The organism is Okeania hirsuta, from assembly GCF_003838195.1.
GTDB lineage: Bacteria > Cyanobacteriota > Cyanobacteriia > Cyanobacteriales > Microcoleaceae > Okeania > Okeania hirsuta.
In genome coordinates, this window is the sequence record NZ_RCBY01000003.1 from 1 (window position 1) to 25,537 (window position 25,537).

The window sequence follows — 25,537 nt, forward strand, 5'->3', positions numbered from 1 at the left end:
GTACCATTGGTGGCCGAAAATTCAGGTTTAATTACTCCGATGCTACCGGATTTGATATTATATGTTTTTAATAAGTAGCGATCGACTTCAAGTTAGTAATACTCACCAATGGAGAGCTACAAAAACAGAAGCTAAAATTGAAGTTCAACAGAATTTTCTTATAGATTATTTACCATGGATAATGGAAAAGCTGAATAAATTTGAGGTCGTACATATACCATTAGTCTCCAATTTACCTCTGGAAGCAAGCAGAGAAAAACGAATATTGTCAGCACAATCAATTCAATCTTTGTTGTGCATTCCTATGGTTTCTGGAGATGAATTAATTGGTTTAGTCGGTAGTGAATATATTCATGCTTTGATAGATAATTTGTTTTGTTCTTACGGGGACAGAGAAAGTCAAATTAAACCTATAATTCATGTAGAAGCGATCGCTCTTAATTTAGAAACTGCAATTCCTTGTGGTTTGTTAATTAATGAATTGGTGACTAATTCACTTAAACACGCTTTCCCTAATAATAAATCTGGAGAAATATGTATTGAATTATATCAAGATCAACAAGAAAAAGTTTATTTTACAATAAAAGATAATGGTATTGGTATTCCTCCTGGTTTTGATTGGCAAAATAGTTCTTCTTTAGGGTTAAAATTAGTACAAATTATTTCTAAACAATTGAAAGCTGAAATTAATTTTGATAGTTGTAAGGGTACAGTAGTTAATTTAAGATTTTATCCTCTCAACTATAAATCCAGATTTTAAATTACAGCGCTTTTCATTTCATTTCAATAAACCACAGTAGGGGCGTTTTGCTCCGCAACATATAAAGTGGCAGCTCTACGTTAGTAAATGGCCAAAAAGCCCCTACAGGATTTTGGTTATGACGATGTAGTTTATCTATCTGAAAAGCGCTGTAAGGGAAATGGAAAACCTTCACTAACTATCTTTGAGGAACTCCTATCCTTTCTCAAGTCATATCATGTCTGAGGGCAATCGTTTGTGTAAACCCAAGGGTGAATATCTACAGGAAATTTCAGTTTTTTTTCTTGCTCAATAAATAGCTTTCCTCCCTCTTCCCTCTTCCTTCTTTATTCTTTATTCTTCCTTCTTTATTCTTTCTTCTGCTATATTATAAATTTTCCGCTCTTTCCAGCAAGGTTTGACTCACAGCTAAATCTACCATTAGTTTTAATTTACGTTTTTCCTGTTCTGCTAAAAGCAATTTCTGCTCTTTTTTCTGATTCTGAATATCAAGATTATGACCAATAGCCACTGGAATACTACCAATTAAAAAATTTATTGGTAAGCTCCCAAAATTTCCATCTCTAATTAAACCAGTAAAACTACTAATCATTATAAAGCTAAACCAACCAAGAGAAATAATATGTTTTCTTGGACGAAATTTTGATGTAGAATTATTAGACATATCTTCCCACTCCAAACATTGGATAAACTTATCTAGGTTCTTCTAGTTAGATCCTTCATGCCATCAGGAAATTCCGGAAATATAGTAGTGATCGCTCCAGTGAAAATTTGGCGTTGTATTAATTCGGGATTAATTATAGTATTGGAGAGAGGAAGTAAAACTAAAAAAGGGCGTTTTTGATTATGGGTATGATAAGAATAGATCGCTGAAAGCTATAAACTTAATTCAAAATCTAGAAAAATTATACATTCATTTAGCAACGCCCTTCATTTAATTGTTCACAAAACATCAATTATCCATGTTCTTTTACTTTTGAACTAGAAGAAAATCAAATGTTCCTAAATTAATAAATTAAATATTTCTTCTGCATTCTTCAAAGCATTAGAGGGCTAAATCCATGTTTGACAGATAACTGACCAATTAGTTCCATTTTTTCTACAGTAATTAAATTACGCCCCCAAGAAAAATTAGTATATAACTTTTCAAACTCCAATAGCATTGACTCTGCAAAACAGGCAAACAACTGACGACCAGGCACATCCATATTGACAATATTCATAATTTTCCAGTCAATATCAAGAGAGTGTTCTACTATTCCACCATTAAGAACATAGATTCCTTCTTGCTGAACTTTAGTCGCCATGTTTTTTGGATAACCACCGTCAATTAATAAACAAGGTTTCTTCAAAACATTTGGATCAATTGCTACACCCTTTGGCATACTAGCTACCCAAACTATAATATCCGCCAGAGGCAAAGCTGCATTTAATTCTAAAATTTTACCTCGTCCTAATTCCGCTTGTAGATTTTTTAGCCGCTCTTGCTCGCGAGCTATCAATAATAATTCTGCCACTTCTATTTGAGTATTCAACCAACGACAGACTCCACTACCAATATCACCAGTTGCCCCGCATACTGCAACTGTTGCTTTTGACAATTCGATTCCTAACTTTTGGGCAGCTTGTTCTACTTGCTTACAGATAATATAGGCTGTATGAGTATTACCAGTAGTAAAACGTTTAAATTCTAATGTAATATTGCGGATTTGCTGAAACTTTTGCAAATTAAAATTCTCAAAAATAATTGATGAGAAACCCCCTAAAGCAGTTATATCAATACCATGCTTCTGAGCATGAGCCATAGCATTCATTATTTTGCGAGTTGCTGCTTTGATTCGGCGAGCTGCTAGCATTTCCGGTAGAAAACAAGATTCTACATACTTGCCTTCAATTTTTTGACCTGTGATACTTGTTACTTTAATTGTATCGACTATTTGAGGCGGAGCGCTACACCAGAAATCAAGACCTTGATCTGCATATTCTGGATACCCTAGATCCCTTGCTACTGATTGGGCGTGTTCTAAGCTAGTTAGATGACCAATTAGACCAAACATTAAATTGTAAGTATTATTAGTAAGTTAGTTATTGTTGATGGTGTGTGGAAATCAGAGAGAAATTGGTATATGGCAGTTGGCAACTATATATTTTCACTATGAAAAAGTTTTTTGTTAAATGCTACGCCATTACTCATTGCTCGTCCTAATTTCCATTTTGATTGAAATTAACTATACGGCAGCTAGACCATAAGCTGACATACGCATGATTTCTCCAGTTTTAAAGCCAATATTGTCCAAAGCTTCGCCATAAGCAATCATAAAGTCTTCAACCAAAGCATCTTTTTCCATTCCCAGGGTCTTCGCATCTTTTTCCACCTGGTTCAACATTTTCCATACTACGGGTAAGTTTTGGCGGTTTGCTTTCTGTAGTTCAGCTTTGGAGTCTTGAAAATGCTCTTTTAGCCATACTTCGCCAAAGTTGAGGTGGGTATATTCATCTTTGACTACACCTTCAGTAATTTTCCGAGCAAAGGGGTCGGCAACTGGTATATAGATATTGTAGGCTGCGATCGCAAAGCATTCAATAATTAGAGATTGAATTAGCAAACAAGTAACTAAATTACCTGTTTTTGCTGCTTCTTGGAAGTTTGTATGTAGTGGCTCAAAAAAACTTTTGGCAAATTCCATATCTGGTGTCACCTTCAGATTTCGGCCACAAGCTTGAAAGCCTTTTTTGTGACGATTTTCCATTTTGGAGAGGTTCTTGAGTTCCTCTTCGTGGTCTGGTAGCATTTCAACCAGACTTATATAATTTTCGTATGCCTCTTGCTCTCCTTCAATGACAATTGCATTGATTCGGCTGTAGGCATCTTTGTAAGTGAAACTTACAAATATTGTTTTGTCAGTTTCACTTTGAGAATCTATGGTAGAAATTGCTTCAAGCTTTGTCATCAGTTAGTTATCTCCTCATCAAAAAATTGCTTTATCAGGGCAAAGAAAAATATTTGGTTTATCTTAACTTAGCTTATAGTTTACTGTACCTACTTTCTAGAATAATTGCCTAGTATAACTGTAATTTATTCGGTGAATTTGGCCTTAATCTTGGTAAGAACCTCCATTTATGTCAATTCTAGTTGAGTTTTTAGTATAAATACTTACTCAAAATTAAATTATACATTAATCCACTGACCATTTTAACAGAAACAATGAGAAGTCCCGCAAACTTTAGTCAGAGAAAGTTGTACGAGATAGAGACCAATATTATTATCAAAATACAGGGGAGCGACATCACCTAGTGTATGAACAAGGATTACCTGTGAAAGTTGAAGCATCCCTCGATGTTGTGCTATGGGCAAGCGGGGAAATATGTCAACCTCATAAGTACAGTGAATATTTACTTGGCTTACCTATTGATATTTTAGATTACACTTTGTTATTTATGGCTATTATTTACGTTGACCGCTGTTATATGTTGTCGTATTTTATAATGGCCAATATTTCTTTAATACTATCTTGGTTACAACGGCCCTTGACACTCTGCGCTCTACAGCGGTTTTCATTTGGGTAGACCACAGTAGGAACTTTCGATGGAACGTCCCTACAAAGTTTTGTTTGTGAAGATGTGGTTCATCAATTTGAAAAGCGCTGTAAAGAGACGCAGATTCTTAAGTAGCCCAAAATCGAACTCTTAAAGACGTTGTCAATGCGCCTCTACTTAGTTGACTTAAGTTGAGCTTAAGCCTTCGAGATACTTTTGTCAGAATGTTTGCAGCACCATTGCAGTCGGAATTAATCAAAAAACCCAAAGCAGATTGATATAAATCTCCCCTAATACGCTTTCCTGATGGTTCCCAGTGATCGGGTTTTTCACCGTATTTTGGCAGAGCATCATTGCCTAAAAACGATGATTGCCAGGTATAGGACTCCTGATTGTTCTACAAATTGCAACCCATATAAGTTACAAAGTTCCTCGATTCTTTCTTTGAATCTAGCATTAGGAACTTGTACAAACTTTTGATTGGTTTTAGTTCCCAATTCAATTGACTATTTTTGCTCTTTATTCCAACCAAAAACGACTGTACCAATTTCATGTTTAAGACAATGATTAATAACCAATTTTGCTGTTTTGTTAACACCATCACCCATCTGACGATTACGTTGATTTTTGAACTTGAGATGTTTACCATCAATAATCAAGCTATGGCCCTGAGTCTCTACACAGGTTAAGCAATTGTTTAAACCGTGGTCAATGGAAAGTGCTTGATGGAAATCTAGTTTAACTGGTTGAGTTTTAATTTCATAATTGAAGAAGGAGACAGGAGACAGGAGACAGGAGACAGGAGACAGGAGGAAAATTACATGGGGATTCGCTCCCCCAAGTAATGCGTGAACACCCCTGTTGACGGTGGGGTATTAAACCCACAAAGAAAATGATAAACTCAGTATAGAAACAACCATGACGAGGTCAAATCCTAATCTCTTTAATTAAGTCCCAGTCTAAGTTACTCGACATCGGAATCTAAACAGCGTCCAATCCAAACCATGCTTTAACTTTGCGTCCTAATGGAACTTTAATTTCTTGATCAGTAAGTTTGAGGGATTTTTTAGAATAATAAACAGTAAATAAACCAGGTTTTCAATAGTTAGCAGCCTTGGGTTTATTTGCTAATTCATCTTTTCCAAACAGCTTAAGTAGCTATTTAAAACTTCTCAAAGATTCAACAACACCGTTGCATATTTGTTGGGAACTAGAACCATAGATATCATTAAAATGTACCTTCCATTTCATCTGCCCACAAACTTCGCCTTGAGTGACAAATCTATTCTCTTTAAACCAGACTAGTCGGCCATAATAAACAGAACAATTGAATACCTTATTGGCCTCGCCACACAAGTATTCTAATATGGCTAATAGGTTTTGAACGGGATGCAGTAAAGCTTGTTGACATCCCATGTTTTTTGTTTTTTTTGCTCATATTTTTATGATCATCAAGATGCCGATAAATGTCAACTTATCAATATGAAAAATCTTTCAAAAGAATATCGTCATAACAACCATTCTGTCGGTTTGGCTCATGTCCATTTAGTCTGGATACCTCAAGGACGCAAAAAGCTTTTAGCGGGTGAAGTTAAAACCAGGTTAGGCAAAATTTGATGGGAAGTGACCACAGAAAAAGGTTGGTTAATCAAAGGATTAGAAATAGCTCCAGACCATGTTCATGTATTGGTAGAGCATGGCTGTGATGTGGCAATCCACAAAATAGTCAAAGCTTTAAAAGGCAGGTCTTCTCGATTGTTGCGACAAGAGTCTTCTGAATTATGCAAGCTGCCTAGTTTATGAACTCACAGTTATTTTTATTATACTACTGGAAAAGTCAGCACCGCCCTTGATTTTGGAATACATCAACGACCCTCATTAGGGCAGGGCTAATTCATTGTCGCCAGAGAAAAATATTGAGGAGTACAAGTTTGGCCATGTTATCAAGTATTTCATGGTTTTTTCCCGAAATTATCACTCTTAAACAGAAAAAATTGTTACGGAGTCAGTCGCGATCGCAAACAACCAGGAGGAGTACAAGTTTGGCCATGTTATCAAGTATTTCATGGTTTTTTCCCGAAATTATCACTCTTAAACGGCTTTGTTGCATGAAAGTAGCGATCACAAACACCAGAACGATTGAAATGGAAAACTAGCTCAGAGCAAGGGTCTTGTCTGAACCCATTTCAATTCGAGGGCGACTTCAGTTCTGGATTTACAACAGCAGAAAAATCTGCTCCAAATCGTGAGCAATGGTACGAATAGCAGTAGTGAGGGAAGAATAGCCATGAAGGCGACAGATAGCGATCGCCAACTGACGAATCACAGAAAAATTAGCTGCAGCTTGAGAGTGCCGAATTAGACTCTTGTCCTCTCCAAACACTACATCTTTAACCCAATGTAGTCGATTCTCAATTCCCCAATGTCCCTGAATTCCTACTGCAAATTCTGCAGCACTCAACTCTAGACTACTAATGTAGTAAGCTGTTTGATCATAATCAACACCTGCTCGTTTACCCTGACGCTCTACTTTAATCAAAGACTTAATTCCCTCCCACTCAGAGCTAATTCCCAACAGATGATTAAACACAGATACTGTTCTACAAACCAAAGGATTTCTGCATTTGTCTTCTGATATATCAATACTACTTGGTTGTGTTTGTTTAGTCGTTAGTTGTACCTGTTGGTACAATTTTTTTTGATTACCTTTGAGTGCTACCCTTGTAATGATTGTCACTGTCAATGATTAACTTGACTGTTTTTTTTGACCATGTAAGGCATCACAAGTAAAAACCACTCCTTTGAGGTTTAAGCTAGTCAATATGCTTTGGACAACAGCAATTTCACTACTTTCTTGATTGTGAAATTGCTCTACAGGTACAGGTACTCCTTGACAATTACTGAACACAGAAACAACATTGACAAAGTTTTGGTAAGAACTATTACAATCACTCACAGTAGACCTAATACTCTTACCATCTACTGCTAACCATTCGGCCTCTTGAATTGTGATTTGCTGTTTAGCCCATTGATTGAATACTTGAGCCAACTGAGCAAAATCAATTCTGGTCATCATTCGCCGAAATGTAGACTTCTGGAGTGAAAACTCAAAGGTGATAGCTCTAGTTGTTGGTGTAAGGCCAGGTGATGACGACGAGCAAAATCTTCTAGGGCACAATAGGAGAAACAACCGCTCATTGTACCCATAATTACTAACAGTAATACTAACCATAATGGATAACGTCTCCCTCTGGCAGCTCGAAAATCTGGTAACTGGGCCAAGATTTGTAACAAGTTCATTTCTATCTAAGCCCTAAATAGAGAATATTTGGCTTCACTCAATACTTGACACCAATCATTGTACTCCTCAATATTTTTCTCTGGCGACAATGAATTAGCCCTGCCTGATTAAGGGGGGTTAGGGGGGATCTAAAACTGTATCTCACCAATTTGAGAAACGCTATATACCAATTTAATGTGAAGTTGCACAGAATAAACTTAAGCAAGGCAATGTTTTTATAAGCTCTAGTTATATGCAGCTTCATCAAAATTTGGTATCAGATAATTTTAGTAGAGTAAGAGAATATTTGCCCACTCAATGTTTGCTTTCTTCTAATCTTCGTCTTGGAATTCAGTTGCTATTTTATCGAGTCTTTCATTAGTATCTTTAGTCATTTTTAGTAAACCGATACTGACAATTTGTGAAGCAAGTCCGCCTGCTGTTGTGGCTGTTCCTTCAGAAGTTTTTCCTGATAGTAAAAGTCCCGCACCTGTTACGCTGATAATGGCACTAATTACAGTTAAAGTTAGAGCAATATTAAAGCTTAATTTTGCTTGACGCAGGCGTTCTTTAATTACGAGTTGTTCCATTGTGGTAGGGGTAGGGTTTTGATTATTATTAAATGTAGTCATCTTTGAAATTCCTTTATTACTTTGTTGTCTCCTATATTGACATTTGATAATGAGACTAACAATGGGAAAAGGTAAGGAAATAATTGATGTATAAAATATGGTAAATTTATGCAGTTTCACAAAAATGTATGGAAAAGTATGGAAAAGTATGGATTTATGTGTTTTGGATAGTAAATAAATTTATATGATAGTTTTGGTAAAAAGTCTAGATTTCTAAACTATCCATGAACTTAAAAGTTGAATTTACTTGGGATATAGCAGAAAAACTTGCAGATAAAGCTGTATTTGAAAAGACAGGAAAATACCTCAGTGATGTTGAAAAAATAATTATTAAAGGTGCTTGGGATAATTATACTTACGAGAAAATGGCAAAATCTTGTAATTATGCTCCAAATACTTTGAGTAAGGATTATGGCAAAAAGTTATGGGATAAACTTTCAGAAGCATTAGGAGAGGAGGTGTCTAAGAAAAATTTTAGAGAGGCTTTGAAGCGGAAATGGGATGAACAAGAATTATCAACAATACAAAACAATTTTTCAGTTAATATTCCTATACCGAAAAAAGAAACAGAAGTAGAAAAGACTATTTATATAGAACGACAACCCATTAGCTCTATTAGAGTCGCACCAGAATATCTGGAAAAAGTTAAATCGGCTGTTAAGAGTAATAATTTTCCTAGTCAAAAAAATCTAGCTATTGAGTTAGGTATTGCTCTTTCAACTGTCTCTAATTTCCTTAATTGTAGACCTGTATATTTCTTACATTTTACCGAAATATGTGAGAAATTAGGTCTTGATTGGCAAGCGATAGCTCAAACACCAGAAAGGGAAAGAAAAATAGAAAATGCCATTTATATTGAACGACCACCTATTGAATCTATTTGTTATGAAACTTTATTACAACCAGGTTCTTTAATCAGAATTAAAGCTCCTAAACAAATGGGAAAAACTTTTCTCACTAATAGAATTTTAGAACAAGGGAAAAAACATAACTACCAAGCGGCATCTATTAACTTATTAGATGCTGATACTACTGATTTTCAAGATTTAGATAAATTTTTGCGCTGGTTTTGTCGTGGTTTAGGTCGTGAATTAAATGTGCCAAAAGAAATTTTAAATGAATCTTGGGATGAGGAAGATAGTAGTAAGGTTAATTGTAAGATTTATTTTGAAGAATGCTTATTGCCAAAAGTAACAGAAGCATTGGTTTTATGTATAGATAATATAGACTTGATTTTTCCACATCCAATTGCTGAGGATTTTTTGGGATTATTACGTTCTTGGCATGAGACAGCAAAACGAAAAAATCTCTGGAAAAAGTTACGCTTAGTAGTAGTTCATTCCACAGAAGTTTATATTACTTTAGATATTAATCAATCTCCTTTTAATGTGGGCGAACCTATTGAGTTACCAGAGTTTAATTTGGAGCAAGTAAGGAAACTTACTGAAAATTATCAATTAAATTGGCAGGCTGAAAAAGTGAAGCAGTTAACTGACGTTATGGGAGGGCATCCTTTTTTATTAGACCGGGCTTTGTCTTATTTAGCAATTCGTCAGAATTTAACCTTGTCGGAATTACTAGAAAAAGCACCAACTAATGAGGGAATTTATCGCAGTCATCTGCAAGAATTATTATCAATTTTAGAAACTAATCCCGAACTAAAAGCAGCTTTTCATAAAGTTGTTATGGCAACAGAATGTGTAAATTTAGAGTCCATGTTGACTTATAAATTGTATAGTTTAGGATTAGTAAAATTAGTGGGTAATAATGTTATTCCTAGATGTGAATTATATCGGCAATATTTTTATGAACGCTTATAATGATATAGGACTATCCATTGAGGGCGCGGAAATTAGTAAATCCTGTTCGGAGGATTTCCACAACGAAAACTCAATCATAAATTACTTTTGACTTTTGACTTCCGTGAAACGGTCTATCCATGAACACAAAACAAAACCAAAATTATCAATATCAAGTAGGAGGAAGTTTACCTGCTGATGCACCTAGTTATGTGAAACGAGAAGCAGATGAAAATCTTTATCATGCCCTCAAATTAGGAGCATTTTGTTATGTGTTGAACTGCCGACAAATGGGAAAGTCAAGTTTAATGTTACGTACTAAGGCCAGATTAGAAAAAGAAGGGTTTGCCTGTGCTGTAATTGACTTAACTGATGTGGGTAGTCAAGAAATTAATGTCAAGCAATGGTATCGGGGTATTATTCAAGAGTTGGTTAGCACTTTTGACTTGAGTATTAATCGGCGAACGTGGTTAAAAGAAAGAGAAGATTTATCCCCTGTACAACAATTTAGAGATTTTTTAAGAGAAGTTTTGCTGCGAGAAGTTGGGAAAAATACTGTCATTTTTGTTGATGAGATAGACAGTTTAATTAGTCTAGATTTTCCCACCGATGATTTTTTTGCTCTGATTCGAGCTTGCCATAATAAACGGGCAGAAAATCCAGAATATCAACGATTATCTTTTGCTTTATTTGGGGTGGCAACTCCTTCTAATTTAATAGCTGATAAAACTCGGACTCCTTTTAATATTGGTAGGGCGATAGAGTTAACAGGTTTTAGTTTCGCAGAAGCCAAAGATTTCCTAACTCCTGGCTTAAAAAATAGGGTAGAAAATGCAGAACAGGTATTAGCTGAAGTTTTAGAATGGACTGGTGGGCAACCTTTTTTAACTCAAAAGTTGTGTCAAATAATTGTTCAAAATAATAATAGTAGTACTCCCGATGTGGGAGAGTTAGTTCGGACTTATATTATTAATAATTGGGAATCTCACGATAACCCAGAACACTTACGGACAATTCGCGATCGCGTCTTGGTAAATGAAAAACGAGCAAGTCGGTTGTTGGGTTTGTATCAGCAGGTTTTAATCTCGTCTTATAAGGGAATAAGAGCAAATGACAGTTCTGAACAAATGGAACTCCGCCTCACAGGTTTGGTTGTCAAATGTCAAGGCAAGTTACAGGTCACTAATTATATCTATCAACAAGTATTTAATCTTCAGTGGGTAGAACAGGAGTTAGCCAAGTTACGACCTTACTCTGAGGCGTTTACTGCTTGGCAAAAGTCGGGATGTCAAGATGAGTCGCGACTGTTGGGAGGTAAAACTTTAGCTGATGCTTTAGTGTGGGCGGGGGATAAAAGTTTGAGTGTTCTCGACTATCGCTTTTTGGCTGCTTCTCAGGATTTGGAGAAACAGGCTATTGAAGGAGAAAAGTTGGAAATGCAGGTAAAGTTGGATGCTCAGTCGAAGGTAAATCAGATACTAGATGAGGCAAAGCGGAAAGTAGAAAAGTGGCTGTGGATAAGTTTTGGACTATTGGCACTATCCTTTATGACAGCAGCTTTTACTGGAGTGATTTTTTTGCGAGCAAGTCTCGAGGTTGCGGAAGTGGAAGCAGTGCGTAAAAGTATTACTTCTCAATTATTTTTTAATTCAAATCAGTATAGGGAAGCAATCCTGCAAGCTTTAAGAGCAGCAAAACAACTACCGAGTCCTAATATCATATTCCAACCCCAGGCTAATAACAGGAAGCAGATAAAAGGTGCTTTAAGGCAAGTCATAATATCTATCTATCCTCAAAGATACCGAGAGCGTAATCTTCTGAGGGGGCATGAGGATTCGGTCAATGGTGTAGCATTTAGTCCCGATGGAGAGACTATTGCTTCTGCAAGTGATGACTATACAGTGAAGTTGTGGAACCGTCAGGGGAAATTATTGCAGACTCTCACCGGCCATGAGAGTAGGGTCAATGGTGTAGCATTTAGTCCCGATGGAGAGACTATTGCTTCTAGCAGTGGTGACAAAACAGTGAAATTGTGGAACCGTCAAGGGAAATTATTGCAGACTCTCACTGGTCATCAGAGTTGGGTCAATGGTGTAGCATTTAGTCCTGATGGAGAGACTATTGCTTCTGCAAGTCGTGACAATACAGTGAAGTTGTGGAACCGTCAGGGGCAATTATTGCAGACTCTCACTGGTCATCAGAGTTGGGTCAATGGTGTAGCATTTAGTCCTGATGGAGAGACTATTGCTTCTGCAAGTCGTGACTATACAGTAAAATTGTGGAACCGTCAGGGGAAATTATTACATACTCTCAGTGACCATAAAGATTATGTCAATGGTGTAACATTTAGTCCTGATGGAGAGACTATTGCAACTGCAAGTACCGACAATACAGTGAAATTGTGGGAGCGTCAGGATAAAGTCTTGGGTACTCTCAGTGACCATAAAGATTATGTCAATGGTGTAGCATTTAGTCCTGATGGAGAGACTATAGCAACTGCAAGTGCTGACAAGACAGTGAAATTGTGGAACCGTCAGAGGAAATTATTGCAGACTCTCACTGGTCATCAGAGTTGGGTCAATGATGTAGAATTTAGTCCTGATGGAGAGACTATCGCAACTGCAAGTGCTGACAAGACAGTGAAATTGTGGAATCGTCAGGGGAAATTATTGCAGACTCTCACTGGTCATAAGCATGTGGTCAATGATATAGAATTTAGTCCTGATGGAGAGACTATAGCAACTGCAAGTCGTGACTATACAGTAAAATTGTGGAACCGTCAAGGGAAATTATTGCAAACTTTCACCAAGCATAAGGATTTCGTCTGGGATGTAGCCTTTAGCCCTGATGGAGAGATTATAGCAACTGTAAGTTATGAATATACAGTGAAATTGTGGAACCGTCAAGGGAAATTATTGCAGACTCTCACTGGTCATGAGAATTCGGTCTATGGTGTAACATTTAGTCCTGATGGAGAGACTATTGCTTCTGCAAGTGCTGACAAGACAGTGAAATTGTGGAACCGTCAAGGGAAATTATTGCAGACTCTCACCGGCCATGAGAGTTCGGTCTATGGTGTAGCATTTAGTCCCGATGGAGAGACTATTGCTTCTGCCAGTGGTGACAAAACAGTGAAATTGTGGAACCGTCAGGGGAAATTATTGCAGACTCTCACCGGCCATGAGGATTGGGTCCGTGGTGTAGCATTTAGTCCTGATGGAGAGACTATTGCTTCTGCTGGTTATGATAAAACAGTGAAATTGTGGAATCGTCAGGGGAAATTACTGCATACTCTCATCGGTCATGAGGATTGGGTCAATGATGTAGCATTCAGTCCTGATGGAGAGACTATAGCTACTGCAAGTGCTGACAAAACAGTAAAGTTATGGAACCAGAAAGGACAATTATTGAGGACTCTGGAGGATCATCAGAGTTGGGTCCATGGTGTAGCATTTAGTCCTGATGGAGAGACTATTGCTTCCGCTGGTTATGATAAAACAGTAAAATTGTGGAATGGTTGGAAGTTTAGCTTCCATGAGTGGGCTTGCAACTGGATGCGCGACTACCTAGAAAATAACCCTGATGTGAGTGAAAGCGATAAACATTTATGTGATGGTGTTGGCGACGGGAAGTCAGAAGTCAAAAGTAAGTAAGGACAGGTTTAACTAAAATTCTTGAAAAATTGGTCATTTATTCCTCAAAACCACCCCTACCAGCTTTTTAATTCTGAGATTGACTTAACCAATTCATCAAATCATCCATAGAAGTAAAATTGAACTGAGCATCCACAAGTTCATCCAACTCAGAAATAGATAAACTCCAAATTTTAGCTTCCATTTCTTCAGAAATAATTCCCAAATTACGAGTTAGAAAACGGATAATTATTTTAGCTATTCCCTGCTTTAAACCCCGTTCAAAACCTCTTTGGAAACCCCGCTCAAAACCTCTTTGGAAACCTCGTTCAAAACCTGTCTGGAAAATATCCTGATAAATTACAGATTCTTGCATTTGTTACCCTTCTATTCAAATAAAAAAGGAATTTGAATCAGAACATTAAACTCTCCAGTCATCAAATTCCTCAAAATCCAGATTGACAAAACTACTAATTAATTCTCAGATTCATTTAACCAATTAACCAAATCATCCATAGAAGTAAAATTCAATTGGGCGATCGCTAACTCATTCAACTGAGAAATAGATAAACTCCGAATTTTAGCTTCTATTTCCTCATAAATATCTCCGAATCTGTGAGTTATTAATGTGATAATAATTTCAGCTTCTCCCTGTTGTTTACCTCGGTTTAAACCTGTTTACAAACCACGTTGTTCGCCACGTTGTTCACCAATTTTTTCTCCTTTGTGAAGAATATCCTGATATATTACAGACTCTTTCATTATCTCCTCCCTCAAAAGTTGACGAATTAAATTTTTATCAAACCTTAAACCCCTAGTATTTCCGCAGCAGCAGAAATATTTTTTTGTTGATTTGACTCTTCTATTCTACCAATTCTTTCTGCTACCTGTGACAATAAAGCTGTCGGACTTTCACTACGAGTTAAAGTTGCTAATGGTAATAAAGCATTATCAGCCAAAAAAGGTGCCGACTCCTCCTCCCAAAGTCGAATTACTCGATAAGAATGCCGAGTATTTTGCCTTTAAAATTTATTTTGAAAAGCCAATTCTGAATCAATCTCTTTTAACAAGATAACCACTTGCTCAATATCACACCAATATTTCCCATAAAGCAACGTCCAATATTTGAGCATTCTATAGGGAATTGGTGGATCAGAAAAACTGCTATTAAAGCCATTCATTCTGACTCCTGACTCCTATTATTTAATGCCATATTTATTCATAAAATCTAAGAGAATTTTTTGATGAAATTCACCAAGCGATCGCTCCATTCCAGCATTCTCAGAATAAGCTTTACCTGCCTTAATTTCTGCTGGAGTTAATAACCCCATATCCCAACCTTCTCCCAAAACCAAATCTTTTAATTCCACAGTTAAAGGAGCATGAAATACATGACGAACAACTTTAACATCAGAGTAAACACCAAATTCCGAAACTGTCTCAGGAATATAACTTATTTCTTCTGCTAATTCTCGTTTCAGAGCCACTTCTGCTGTTTCTCCAGGTTCGATATGACCTCCAAAAAAAGCCCAAACACCAGGATAAAAAATAGTCGGAATATTATCCCGGAGTTGCATCAGAAATTTTCCTTCTCGGTAAAGAATAGCGATCGCTACATGAGGTAAATTATTGTTGTTCATTTTCTTCTTGATTTTGATTTTCAACTTCTACTCGTTCTATTTCTTCTACATAGAAATCTCCCACATCCTGGTTACCTAATTCAGGAACCACAATACTTTGATAACTTATTCTCCCTTTAATTGTTATTTCCGTTCCCACCTCTGGTAATTCTGCTTTAGTAAATATCCAAATACTGCCAGTATCATCTGTTAATTCATAAGCACCAGTTTCTAAGAAAGGAGCTTTACTTTCTACAGTTCCTTTCAAATATACTTGGCGATCGATTTTACCCTTTGTTTGAATTTTGCTAATTCGACTCACATTTAGACTTAATTTAATCGCTGTTTCTGTAATTTTTCCGCAACTAATTAAACTTGTTACTAACAGCAGAATTAGAATAGTTTTGAATTTATTAAAAAATGGATTTAAGCAGAAATAACGAATAAACAGAAAGCTAAATGGAAACTTCTGCAATATTCTTAATAAATTCATTCTCAATATATTTTTATCAAAATAATTGGGTCTAAAACCCCGCCTTTTAAGGCGAAATCTTTTTGGAAGGGGGCTCAAATTCCCGTTACAAAAATAACTTCTAACTGCTGACTTCTGACTTCTGACTTCCTTAATGGCTTCCCTGGTTCTCATCAAAACTTTTTTTCCTTATTTCAACTATTGTTTTATAATTATTACTAAAAAAAATAAAATTTATTTCCATCACTTTCATCATACTTAAAATTTAGAGTTATAGCAGAAGAAAGAAGGAAGAAGTAAGAATAAGAAATCTGGCGTTGTCTGAGTTTTCAGCTTTAGTTCTATCCTAACCTTTGCTTTGACTGCTATAATTTTTTTTAATATCGCCGAAAAATTAAGCTTTAAAGCCTCTACCCATCAAAGATAAAAAAGAAAAAAAATTTTTTTTAATATCGCCGAAAAATTAAGCTTTAAAGCCTCTACCCATCAAAGATAAAAAAGAAAAAAAATTTTTTTTAATATCGCCGAAAAATTAAGCTTTAAAGCCTCTACCCATCAAAGATAAAAAAGAAAAAAACATCTTTTTTGAAGGAGAAGTAATTTCAGTTATCAGTGATCAGTTATCAGTTAGCCTCCTCCGGAGGAACTGCGCCCTTCAGCAATAAAGAGGCTTGATATAAGGAATAGTCTCTTTTTTTTATCCCTTTAAAAAGAGAGGCGCATACCCACAAATTTTCGGTAATTGTTAATTATTAATTGTTGAATTCTTTCATCCTGACTAAAGAAATAAGGTATCAAACCTGTCCTTTCAAGAAGATAAAAAAAGAAAATTCAGTATTTCAAGCCTCAAGCTTAAACCTGAGATACTGATAACTGTTAAATTTTAACTGAAATTACCCTAGATTCCACTAAAATATTAGTCTTCAAATAAAAATACTTTATAGTTCCATAATACCAATAAAATATTTAACTCTATATTGAATTTTTTAGCGCCCAAAATTCAACAATATTTTTATTTACTTAAAACATCACAAAATCTACTTTTAGATACTAATAACCATACTATTATTTTTATGTTGACAAGAAAATATACTTTAAAAATCAAAAATAAAAATAAAGAAATCTATTCCGATACAGAAATTTAAAAGCAAAGCTCAAACAAGAAATAAAAATGGTAAAAAAATTAGACGGTAAAGCACTGGCCAAAAAAATCAAAGCAGAACTCCAACAAAAAGTTCAGACCTTGCAAAGCAAAATTGGTCGTCCTCCAGGGTTAGCAGTATTAATGGTAGGAGACAACCCCGCCAGTGCAGTATATGTCCGCAACAAAGAAAAAGCCTGTAGTCAAGTAGGGATATCCTCCTTTGGCAAACATTTTCCGGCCCAAACATCTCAAGCTGAATTAACACAAGTTATTCAACAATTAAACCAAAATCCAGAAGTAGACGGTATTCTCGTCCAACTACCTCTACCAGAACACTTAGACTCTACCTCTTTACTCTACCAAACAGACCCCAGTAAAGACGTAGATGGACTTCATCCCATGAATTTAGGTCAACTGCTTCGAGGTGAAAAAGGTTTACGCAGTTGTACTCCTGCGGGAGTGATGCGCTTGTTGCAAGAATACAAAATAGAATTACAGGGAAAACAAGCAGTGATATTAGGACGTAGTATTTTAGTCGGCAAACCAATGGCATTAATGTTATTAGAAGCTAATAGTACAGTAACTATTGCCCATTCTCGGTCTCAGAATTTGGAGGCCATAACCAGAAATGCAGATATTCTGATAGCAGCAGTTGGTAGGCCAGAAATGATTACGGCGGAGATGGTCAAACCAGGAGCAACAGTAATAGATGTAGGAATTAATCGAGTCACAGATGAGGCAGGTAATAGTCGGTTAGTAGGAGATGTTCAATTTGACTCCGTAGCGGAGGTAGCAGAATTTATTACTCCCGTGCCTGGTGGAGTAGGCCCGATGACTGTAGCAATATTATTACAAAATACAGTAGAACGCTGGAGTAGTTTACTCGAGTAGGGGAGTAAGGGAGTGGGGGAGTAGAGGAGTGGGGAGTAGAGGAGTAGAGGAGTAGAGGAGCAGGGGAGTAGTAAACATAAGAATAATATACATTCACTGGCGAATAATCGCTCTTAACGCTATTGAATCCTGCTATTTATAGCATTCACCACTATAGTTAGGACATCGGGTAATTAGGGTTTGCTGAAAAAGTCTTATGGGTGAGGGGAGGAGACAACCCACCCCTCGCCCCTCCCCCGACCGTGGAGGGGAAGACAGGAGACAACCCACCCCTCGCCCCTCCCCCGACCGTGGAGGGGAGAAATGGGAATGAGCGAGGAGGTAGGAGCTAAGTTTTGTCCCTTAATTTTTCTGCCCAACTCTTGCACAAAATGCTAGTTTTTTGAGCTTTCTTGAGCGAAAACAGGCGCACTTTTTTCAAGCAAAAACAGCTAAAACCTTTATATATCAATGCTTTTATCTTTGAACGGTAAGCCCTAATTATCAAACACCAACCAGGCAGTTACTATAGAATTTGTCATATAGTTGGGAGAGTAGGGGAGTGTGGATAGAACTATCAACATATACTGTATAACCGGATTCTGTATAACACCCACCTACTGGAGTGGTACACCTAAAACTTTGCAATAGATTTTTGTTTCTAGGTATCTTTATCCCCCCATCTTCCCATCTCCCCATCTCCCCATCTTAGCTGTGTCAGTCTACTACTACCTAAAACCTTCTTCAAATAAATTTTCAGGATTTCCACCAATAAAGTGTATAATCTATGGTGCTAATGCCAAATAGTGGCCATAATATTAATCCCATGCTCCCTCAATTTCAAATAGATACAACTTTTGACTTATCTACCTATCTAGCAAAGCGAAAAGCTCTGGTTGAAAAAGCTCTGGACAATTCTATTACCGTAGTCTATCCAGACAAAATTTATGAGGCAATGCGCTATTCCCTATTAGCAGGTGGTAAGCGGTTACGTCCAATTCTTTGTTTGGCTAGTTGTGAGTTATCAGGCGGAAATATAGAGATGGCAATGCCCACTGCCTGTGCATTAGAAATGATCCATACTATGTCATTGATCCACGATGACTTACCCGCAATGGATAACGACGACTATCGCCGAGGTAAATTAACAAATCATAAAGTTTATGGTGAGGATATTGCTATTCTGGCAGGGGATGGTCTGTTAAGTTACGCTTTTGAGTTTGTAGCTACTCAAACTAAGAACGTCCTACCCCAGCAAGTGCTACAAGTAATAGCTCGTCTCGGAAAAGCTGTGGGAGCAGCAGGGTTAGTCGGAGGCCAAGTAGTAGATTTGGCTTCAGAGGGACTTTCAGAGGTATCTGAAGAAACACTACATTTTATCCACACTCACAAAACAGGTGCTCTTTTAGAAGCTTGCGTAGTCTGTGGAGCAATACTTGCCAATGCTTCCCAAGCTAATCTACAAAGACTTTCCCGTTATGCTCAAAATATTGGTCTAGCTTTTCAAATAGTTGATGATATTCTCGATATTACTGCCACTACAGAAGAGCTAGGGAAAACCGCCAGAAAGGATATAGAAGCTCAAAAAGCTACCTATCCTGCTATTTGGGGATTAGAAGAATCTAGGTGTCAAGCTCAAAGACTAATTGAGAATGCCAAGGCAGAGTTAGAAGTTTTTGGAGAAAAGGCCATGCCATTAATAGCCTTAGCAGATTTTATTGTCAGTCGCAGTAACTAGGAGTACAATATGCAAAATATTGGCGAAATCATGGATAACCATGTTCTATGGGTTGCTCTCCTAGCTTGTGGAATAGCCCAAGTCGTCAAGGTAGTGGTGGAGTTAGTTCAAAATGGTAAGATTAATTTACAGGCTTTAGTCACAGCAGGAGGAATGCCCAGCTCTCATTCTGCATTTGTAGCTGCACTGGCAGTAGGAGTGGGTCAAGCCAAAGGTTGGGGGAGTCCAGAGTTTGCACTGGCTTTAGTTTTTGCCATCATAGTCATGTATGATGCAGCAGGAGTTCGTCAAGCCGCCGGACTACAAGCACGAATTCTCAATCAAATTATCGATGAATTTTTCCAAGAAGACCACCATCTCAGTCAAGACCGTCTCAAAGAGTTATTAGGCCATACTCCCGTACAGGTAATAGCAGGTTTTGTTCTAGGAGTAGCTGTATCTTGGATTGCTAGTTTTAGTTATTGATTGATTTAATTCTAGGACTAATTAATGTTACCCGACTACTATCCACAACAAAAGCTAAAAATCCGCGATCGCTTAAGTTGAACAAACTGTTTGTAGCAGCTCTCCTATTCTTAGTATATGTAACCAATAAGAAAGGTTTTTGTCCATAGGCAACTAAACCTACATTACGCCCTAAACTTCTTTCTAACTGTAGAGCAATTTCTGGTTGATTATTATAATCGACTAAAACTGCAAAACCCGTACCCAGGGGTTGAGGATTAAATCCTATTTCTGGAGGCGCTGGCAATGAAGTATCTGATAGAGTTGTTTCTTCACTAGGTCTCACCACATAAGCAGACAACCCTACAATGTCCTGAATATAACGCGCCCAATCACTAGCCACATCTTTGTCATCAAAACCTCGGATACTACTAACAGTCTGGTCGATGTAGCGACAGACTTCGATGATAATATCTGGCGGTAAACTCCGTCTAACTATATCTTGAGCTGCTGATGTCTCTGTAATTATTACCAGTAAGTATTCGTCATTAGCAGGGGGTTGACAAGTTTCTACACCAAAAGCATAGTTAGCATCAATTGTCAAGGATGACAAAAATAAAAAAGCTGAGGCCATAAAAGTTTTCAAGCCCCCCAAGCAGAATTTATTGAGTTGCATTTGAGTCTGATTCATGGCCAAAAACAAATTAGGGAGTAGGGAATAGTAAAGACGTTGGATGCAATGTCCCTACAGAGGAGGGAATAATTTGATATATTCTCAAGATAGATGAAGATCATTTTTATATAATCCGGTTATATCGTATGTGTTGATCATTCTATAATTACTTCAATATTCAACCTCCCCGACTCCCCGACTCCCCGACTCCCCGACTCCCCGACTCCCCGACTCCCCGACTCCTAACTCTCTCTTCAAGAATCTTTCACAGAAGCATCCTCAACAGAAGCTAAAGGTTCTGGGATAGAATCTGAAGGTGCTTGAAATTCACCTGTAATTACAGATTCCAAACGTAACTTTAACCAAGTAATAAATTTAGGGTTAGTAGAAATAATCGCTGCAGCAGGTTGAGGACATTTAGCCTTAATATTAGCCATTTCTGGAGCTTCTAAAAAAACAGGTTGAGGAACCAACCAAAAATCTATTTCTTTTTCCTTTTCGTGATAATCTCTGGTGCGTTCTCTAAAAACCTCTTCCAGGGGTTCTTCCTCTAGTAAAAATTTTTTACTAGCTAAAACATAATAATAGGTTTGCATTTCAATCAATAAACAAAAATTAGTAATTACCGAATAATTAATAATTAAATAATTAAACAATTCAGCTTACTCTGCCTCCCCTTTCAAGGGGGAAAAAATAAACTTTTTCCTTATTGGTCAATCTTCTGACTTTTAAGGAGAGGTAATTATCCATTATCCATTATCCATTATCCATTATCCATTATCCATTATCCATTAATGAAAACCATTAATGGCTTGTTTCATCTCGCGGACAGCTCGCTCCATACCCACAAGTACCGCCCTAGAAATTATTGTATGACCAATGTTGAGTTCTTCCATACCTTCTAGACAAGCAACTGGATAAACATTCCCATAAGTGAGGCCATGTCCAGCATTAACTCGGAGTCCAGCAGCGATCGCTATTTTGCAGCCATCTGCCAAAATCGTCAATTCTTGATGGCGAGTGGCCTCATCAGTAGCTTCTGCATAACATCCTGTGTGGAGTTCTATAAACTTAGCCTGAATTTCTGCGGAAGCTTCAATCTGGGCTTTTTCTGCATCAATAAACATACTGACAGGAATATTTGCTCCTTGCAACTGAGCTACTACCTCTCTCATACGAGGGATATTACTAGCAACATCCAAACCACCTTCAGTTGTTACTTCTTCGCGACGTTCTGGTACAAGAGTAATATAATCAGGCTTAATATCCAGAGCGATCGCCACCATTTCTGTAGTAGGTGCCATCTCCAAATTCAAATGAGTCCGCACCGTTTGTCGCAGAATATGGACATCTCGTTCATGAATATGGCGACGGTCTTCCCGCAGATGAACAGTAATACCATCAGCACCAGAAAGTTCAGCTAAAATTGCTGCTGCTACTGGATCTGGTTCTACAGTTCGTCGCGCTTGTCTAATTGTGGCAACGTGGTCAATGTTGACACCTAGAGTGGGCAATTTTTGATTCTCCTGATTATGTAAGTCAATTTGCCATATTAGTTTAGTTGGAAATGTTCACTTGAGCAACTGTTTCTCAGGAATCTTGCTGTCCAGGCACTTAAAAATTTTACATAGGTAAGTCAATTCATTACCTCCGGCAATAGGGATGCGAGAAGATACAGATTTTTTTTTCTCTTGGTTGATTGGATATGGCGAGGTTTCCTCGCCATCCCACCCTACGGGAAGCTACGCTAACGACCGCTTTTTATCCTTTTCAAAGAGGAGGCTTAAGACCTTATTTTTTTGGTCAAACTAATATATAAATAAAATAATTGTGATGAGGCTTAAATTTTTCTCCCACTTCACACCTATATCTTAGTTTTATATTGATTTATGCCTACTTATTAGAATCCCTGTAAATTTAATTCACAGAGCAGTCAATGATTAGTCTTTAAATCAACTATAGACTAAAAAATGTGATTGCTGTTTGCATATCAGTTAATTTATGGCTAGCTAAATCAATTTAAGCATTGATGAAAATTTAGATTTTTTATGACTATATAAATAAAGATTCAAAAACTGTAAATTGAAAGCTTATATTCTATAGAAACTAATATATTAGTTTGGAATCAATGTATTAGTTATAAACTCAATAATTTGGTACTTAATTAAAATTGCAAACAGCTATAACTAACATAAAATATGACTGTTTAGTTGTAAATTGGAGCTGTAGCATGGAAATATTACAAAATAGTCTAAACTTAGTCAAAAAATGGGAAGGACTTTTTCTGAATGCTGATCTAGACCCAGTAGGAATACCAACCATTGGGTATGGAACCATTCGTTACCCCAATGGAAAAAAAGTTCAGCTAGGAGAAAGAATTACAGAAAGAAATGCAGAATTCTATTTAAAGTATGAATGCGACAAAGCAGCAGAAGTAGTTTTGAGGCTGGTTCAAGTTCCTCTGAATCAAAATCAGTTTGATGCTCTTGTATGCTTCTGTTATAACGTTGGAACTGGTGCTTTTGAAAGTAGTACCATGTTAAGAAAGCTCAACTAAGGAGACTATCAAGGAGCAGCAAATAAATTTCCACGTTGGGTAAATGGAGCAGTAAATGGTACGTTAACGATATTATCTGGGCTGATGGGAGAGATAATTATTATGGTAATATTTTTCAGAGTGGTATAGGTCCAGTAACTGTTCCGTTAGATTATTTAGAACCTGGTACTACAGAAAGAAGTGCAATCGAAATTCATATTGACTGGAATCGCAATTATGGCTCGCCTGGCACTGTGGGTTGTATCGCGACCTACAATATAGATGACTATAAAAGTTTCATTACTTGGCTCAGGGACACAGACCCTCGCGGTCTTTATGTTGACTGAAAATTAGGGACTTGCCCTAAACCTTAGATTAAATAAGCAATCAGCAATCAGCACTCAGCACTCAGCAGTAAATGTTTAGAAGGAGATTTCAACCCTTCCTCAACCTTCCGGTTTATAGAAACCGGGGATTTAAACCCAGAGCTGCTAAAAACGGAAATGCTAATAGCTAATAGCTAGTTAATTTTCCTTTTCTCAATTTTCTGTATTTTCAACAGGCATCATCTACCTACACTGTTAGCGTAGTTATTTCTACGGAGAACAACTAATCTATGAGTGTAGGTTGTTCAATTTAGTAAAGAATAAATATGGCTTATAGAATCAACCGTCGTGCCTATGCTGAAACTTATGGGCCAACAATAGGCGATCGCGTCCGTTTAGCTGACACAGAATTATTCATAGAAGTCGAGCAAGACTATACCACCTACGGCGATGAAGTAAAATTTGGTGGAGGCAAAGTCATCCGTGACGGTATGGGGCAATCTCCCATTGCCAATGCTGACGGCGCAGTGGATCTAGTTATTACCAACGCTCTCATTCTCGACTGGTGGGGTATTGTCAAAGCAGACATCGGCATCAAAGATGGTAAAATCTGCAAAATTGGTAAAGCAGGCAACCCCTACATCCAAGATAATGTAGATATTATCATCGGTCCGGGAACTGAAGCTGTAGCGGGTGAAGGCATGATTTTAACAGCAGGTGGCATTGATGCTCACATTCATTTTATTTGTCCTCAACAAATCGAAACAGCGATCGCTTCTGGTATCACAACTATATTAGGTGGAGGAACAGGTCCTGCCACAGGTACTAATGCGACTACCTGTACTCCCGGTCCTTGGAATATTCACCGAATGTTGCAAGCTGCTGAAGCTTTCCCGGTAAATTTAGGTTTCATGGGCAAAGGTAACAGCAGTCAACCCCAAGCTCTAGTCGAACAAGTATTAGCAGGGGCGATGGGATTAAAATTACATGAAGATTGGGGAACTACCCCGGCGGCGATCGACACCTGCTTAAATGTTGCGGACGAGTACGATGTGCAAGTTGCTATCCACACCGATACTCTCAATGAAGCAGGGTTTGTAGAAACCACCATAAAGGCTTTTAAAAACCGGACAATTCATACTTATCACACTGAAGGTGCGGGAGGCGGTCACGCTCCAGATATTATCAAAGTCTGCGGTCAAGCAAATGTTTTACCTTCTTCTACTAACCCCACTCGTCCTTATACTCTCAATACTTTGGAAGAACATTTGGATATGTTGATGGTGTGTCATCATCTAGACCGAAATATTCCAGAGGATGTGGCTTTTGCAGAGTCTCGCATTCGTCGAGAAACTATTGCTGCTGAGGATATACTGCACGATCTGGGAGCGTTTAGTATGATTGCTTCTGATTCTCAGGCCATGGGACGTGTGGGAGAGGTTATTATTAGAACTTGGCAAACAGCTCACAAAATGAAAATTCAGCGCGGACCTTTGAATGGAGAGTCTGGGGAAAATGATAATTTGCGTGCTAAACGTTATGTGGCAAAATACACGATTAATCCGGCGATCGCTCATGGTATTGCTGAGTATGTGGGTTCGGTGGAAGTGGGAAAGTTGGCAGATTTATGTTTGTGGCGACCTGCTATGTTTGGGGTGAAACCGGAAATTGTGATTAAGGGAGGAGCTATTGCTTATGCTCAGATGGGAGATGCGAATGCAAGTATTCCTACTCCACAACCTGTGGTTATGCAGCCAATGTTTGGTAGTTTTGGGGGAGCGATCGCTGCTACTTCTTTGACTTTTGTTTCTCAAGCTGCTCTGGAAACTGATATTGTGGCTCAACTACAGTTGAAAAAGTCAGCAGTTGCAGTGGTAAATACTCGGCAAATTAGCAAACAAGAGATGAAATTAAATGATGCTTTGCCAGAAATAGAAGTTGACCCGGAAACTTATGAAGTTAGAGCTGATGGGGAGTTGTTGACTTGTGAACCTGCAACAGTTTTACCCATGGCACAGCGATATTTTCTGTTTTAGGAGGTTCGCTCAAAAAGGCTGTTATATCAAATCCGGTTG

25 protein-coding genes and 3 pseudogenes are annotated in these 25,537 nt (G+C 37.6%); 12 read left to right on the forward strand and 16 right to left on the reverse strand.

Translation table 11 applies throughout. The features are described 5' to 3' along the window. The first annotated feature begins 61 nt into the window (after positions 1–61). Positions 62–760: a sensor histidine kinase gene (locus D5R40_RS00855; protein WP_124143830.1), complete on the forward strand. Its 699-nt coding sequence runs from the start codon at positions 62–64 to the stop codon at positions 758–760. A 367-nt stretch (positions 761–1,127) separates the two neighbouring features. On the opposite strand, the gene D5R40_RS00860 is transcribed toward D5R40_RS00855, so the two are convergent. The 5 genes from D5R40_RS00860 to D5R40_RS00880 form a co-directional block, all read right to left on the reverse strand. Next, a complete protein-coding gene (locus tag D5R40_RS00860) occupies positions 1,128–1,424 on the reverse strand; it encodes a hypothetical protein (protein ID WP_124143831.1) in 297 nt (98 codons plus the stop codon). 373 nt (positions 1,425–1,797) lie between these two features. After that, on the reverse strand, positions 1,798–2,817 hold the full coding sequence (locus D5R40_RS00865) for a long-chain acyl-[acyl-carrier-protein] reductase (protein WP_124143832.1): 1,020 nt from the start codon (positions 2,815–2,817) through the stop codon (positions 1,798–1,800). Positions 2,818–2,988: 171 nt separating this feature from the next. Further along, on the reverse strand, positions 2,989–3,711 hold the full coding sequence (locus D5R40_RS00870; RefSeq protein WP_124143833.1) for an aldehyde oxygenase (deformylating): 723 nt from the start codon (positions 3,709–3,711) through the stop codon (positions 2,989–2,991). A 1,092-nt stretch (positions 3,712–4,803) separates the two neighbouring features. Further along, positions 4,804–4,956 (reverse strand): hypothetical protein, encoded by a 153-nt coding sequence (locus D5R40_RS37260; protein ID WP_205127269.1) that lies wholly within the window; start codon positions 4,954–4,956, stop codon positions 4,804–4,806. A 499-nt stretch (positions 4,957–5,455) separates the two neighbouring features. Beyond that, complete coding sequence (locus D5R40_RS00880) at positions 5,456–5,713, reverse strand: hypothetical protein (RefSeq protein WP_124143834.1); 258 nt, start codon at positions 5,711–5,713, stop codon at positions 5,456–5,458. A gap of 66 nt (positions 5,714–5,779) precedes the next feature. On the opposite strand from D5R40_RS00880, the gene D5R40_RS42315 reads away from it, so the two are divergent. The 3 genes and pseudogenes from D5R40_RS42315 (at position 5,780) to D5R40_RS00890 (ending at position 6,453) form a co-directional block, all read left to right on the forward strand. Next, positions 5,780–5,914 carry a hypothetical protein gene (locus D5R40_RS42315; RefSeq protein WP_375339358.1) on the forward strand — a complete coding sequence of 45 codons (135 nt, stop codon included), beginning with the start codon at positions 5,780–5,782 and terminating at the stop codon, positions 5,912–5,914. An 18-nt stretch (positions 5,915–5,932) separates the two neighbouring features. Then, positions 5,933–6,179 (forward strand): annotated as a pseudogene (gene tnpA / locus D5R40_RS42320) (IS200/IS605 family transposase); the annotation flags it as partial. Positions 6,180–6,234: 55 nt separating this feature from the next. After that, positions 6,235–6,453 carry a hypothetical protein gene (locus tag D5R40_RS00890; RefSeq protein WP_153183448.1) on the forward strand — a complete coding sequence of 73 codons (219 nt, stop codon included), beginning with the start codon at positions 6,235–6,237 and terminating at the stop codon, positions 6,451–6,453. 59 nt (positions 6,454–6,512) lie between these two features. Here D5R40_RS00890 and D5R40_RS38930 read toward each other — a convergent pair. From D5R40_RS38930 to D5R40_RS00910, 3 genes and pseudogenes are all read right to left on the reverse strand, one after another. Continuing rightward, a pseudogene (locus tag D5R40_RS38930) lies at positions 6,513–7,373 on the reverse strand (ISAs1 family transposase). Then, complete coding sequence (locus tag D5R40_RS00905) at positions 7,370–7,597, reverse strand: transposase family protein (protein ID WP_124143838.1); 228 nt, start codon at positions 7,595–7,597, stop codon at positions 7,370–7,372. The pseudogene D5R40_RS38930 and the gene D5R40_RS00905 overlap by 4 nt, the downstream one beginning before the upstream one ends. 312 nt (positions 7,598–7,909) lie before the next feature. Further along, the gene (locus tag D5R40_RS00910) at positions 7,910–8,209 is read right to left on the reverse strand and encodes a TRADD-N-associated membrane domain-containing protein (protein ID WP_240038821.1); all 300 of its coding nucleotides are present in this window, start codon (positions 8,207–8,209) and stop codon (positions 7,910–7,912) included. Positions 8,210–8,433: 224 nt separating this feature from the next. Here D5R40_RS00910 and D5R40_RS00915 point away from each other — a divergent pair, with 224 nt between their 5' ends. Both D5R40_RS00915 and D5R40_RS00920 read left to right on the forward strand, forming a co-directional pair. Then, positions 8,434–10,029 (forward strand): AAA-like domain-containing protein, encoded by a 1,596-nt coding sequence (locus D5R40_RS00915; RefSeq protein ID WP_240038822.1) that lies wholly within the window; start codon positions 8,434–8,436, stop codon positions 10,027–10,029. 119 nt (positions 10,030–10,148) lie between these two features. After that, the gene (locus D5R40_RS00920; RefSeq protein WP_124154128.1) at positions 10,149–13,661 is read left to right on the forward strand and encodes a WD40 domain-containing protein; all 3,513 of its coding nucleotides are present in this window, start codon (positions 10,149–10,151) and stop codon (positions 13,659–13,661) included. Between the two features lie 67 nt (positions 13,662–13,728). Here the strand turns inward: D5R40_RS00920 and D5R40_RS00925 are convergent, their stop codons facing one another. From D5R40_RS00925 to D5R40_RS00940, 5 genes and pseudogenes are all read right to left on the reverse strand, one after another. Then, a complete protein-coding gene (locus tag D5R40_RS00925; RefSeq protein WP_124143840.1) occupies positions 13,729–14,016 on the reverse strand; it encodes a DUF4351 domain-containing protein in 288 nt (95 codons plus the stop codon). Between the two features lie 98 nt (positions 14,017–14,114). Beyond that, positions 14,115–14,294 (reverse strand): annotated as a pseudogene (locus D5R40_RS42325) (DUF4351 domain-containing protein); the annotation flags it as partial. A 152-nt stretch (positions 14,295–14,446) separates the two neighbouring features. Continuing rightward, complete coding sequence (locus D5R40_RS37270) at positions 14,447–14,599, reverse strand: hypothetical protein (protein ID WP_205127270.1); 153 nt, start codon at positions 14,597–14,599, stop codon at positions 14,447–14,449. 240 nt (positions 14,600–14,839) lie between these two features. Further along, the gene (locus D5R40_RS00935) at positions 14,840–15,280 is read right to left on the reverse strand and encodes an NUDIX hydrolase (RefSeq protein ID WP_124143841.1); all 441 of its coding nucleotides are present in this window, start codon (positions 15,278–15,280) and stop codon (positions 14,840–14,842) included. Beyond that, the gene (locus D5R40_RS00940; protein ID WP_124143842.1) at positions 15,267–15,752 is read right to left on the reverse strand and encodes a DNA-binding protein; all 486 of its coding nucleotides are present in this window, start codon (positions 15,750–15,752) and stop codon (positions 15,267–15,269) included. Before D5R40_RS00940 ends, D5R40_RS00935 begins: the two co-directional genes overlap by 14 nt. Positions 15,753–16,902: 1,150 nt before the next feature. Between D5R40_RS00940 and folD the strand changes: the two genes are divergently transcribed. From folD to D5R40_RS00955, 3 genes are all read left to right on the forward strand, one after another. Then, complete coding sequence (gene folD, locus D5R40_RS00945; RefSeq protein WP_124143843.1) at positions 16,903–17,766, forward strand: bifunctional methylenetetrahydrofolate dehydrogenase/methenyltetrahydrofolate cyclohydrolase FolD; 864 nt, start codon at positions 16,903–16,905, stop codon at positions 17,764–17,766. A 766-nt stretch (positions 17,767–18,532) separates the two neighbouring features. Beyond that, on the forward strand, positions 18,533–19,483 hold the full coding sequence (gene crtE, locus D5R40_RS00950; protein ID WP_192901064.1) for a geranylgeranyl diphosphate synthase CrtE: 951 nt from the start codon (positions 18,533–18,535) through the stop codon (positions 19,481–19,483). 9 nt (positions 19,484–19,492) lie between these two features. Beyond that, positions 19,493–19,948: a divergent PAP2 family protein gene (locus tag D5R40_RS00955; RefSeq protein WP_124143844.1), complete on the forward strand. Its 456-nt coding sequence runs from the start codon at positions 19,493–19,495 to the stop codon at positions 19,946–19,948. Here the strand turns inward: D5R40_RS00955 and D5R40_RS00960 are convergent. The 3 genes from D5R40_RS00960 to D5R40_RS00970 form a co-directional block, all read right to left on the reverse strand. Further along, positions 19,938–20,561, reverse strand: coding sequence for a hypothetical protein (locus D5R40_RS00960; RefSeq protein WP_192901065.1), 624 nt, complete (start codon positions 20,559–20,561; stop codon positions 19,938–19,940). The genes D5R40_RS00955 and D5R40_RS00960 overlap by 11 nt on opposite strands. 293 nt (positions 20,562–20,854) lie before the next feature. Next, positions 20,855–21,196 carry an MgPME-cyclase complex family protein gene (locus D5R40_RS00965; protein ID WP_124143846.1) on the reverse strand — a complete coding sequence of 114 codons (342 nt, stop codon included), beginning with the start codon at positions 21,194–21,196 and terminating at the stop codon, positions 20,855–20,857. A gap of 195 nt (positions 21,197–21,391) precedes the next feature. After that, entirely contained in the window at positions 21,392–22,114 is a 723-nt protein-coding gene (locus tag D5R40_RS00970; protein WP_124143847.1) for a pyridoxine 5'-phosphate synthase, read from the reverse strand. Between the two features lie 716 nt (positions 22,115–22,830). On the opposite strand from D5R40_RS00970, the gene D5R40_RS37275 reads away from it, so the two are divergent. The 3 genes from D5R40_RS37275 (at position 22,831) to ureC (ending at position 25,498) form a co-directional block, all read left to right on the forward strand. Next, positions 22,831–23,157 carry a lysozyme gene (locus tag D5R40_RS37275; protein WP_205127271.1) on the forward strand — a complete coding sequence of 109 codons (327 nt, stop codon included), beginning with the start codon at positions 22,831–22,833 and terminating at the stop codon, positions 23,155–23,157. 35 nt (positions 23,158–23,192) lie between these two features. Beyond that, positions 23,193–23,483: a hypothetical protein gene (locus tag D5R40_RS37280; RefSeq protein ID WP_205127272.1), complete on the forward strand. Its 291-nt coding sequence runs from the start codon at positions 23,193–23,195 to the stop codon at positions 23,481–23,483. Positions 23,484–23,788: 305 nt separating this feature from the next. Further along, a complete protein-coding gene (gene ureC, locus D5R40_RS00980) occupies positions 23,789–25,498 on the forward strand; it encodes an urease subunit alpha (RefSeq protein ID WP_124143848.1) in 1,710 nt (569 codons plus the stop codon). Positions 25,499–25,537 lie beyond the last annotated feature (39 nt).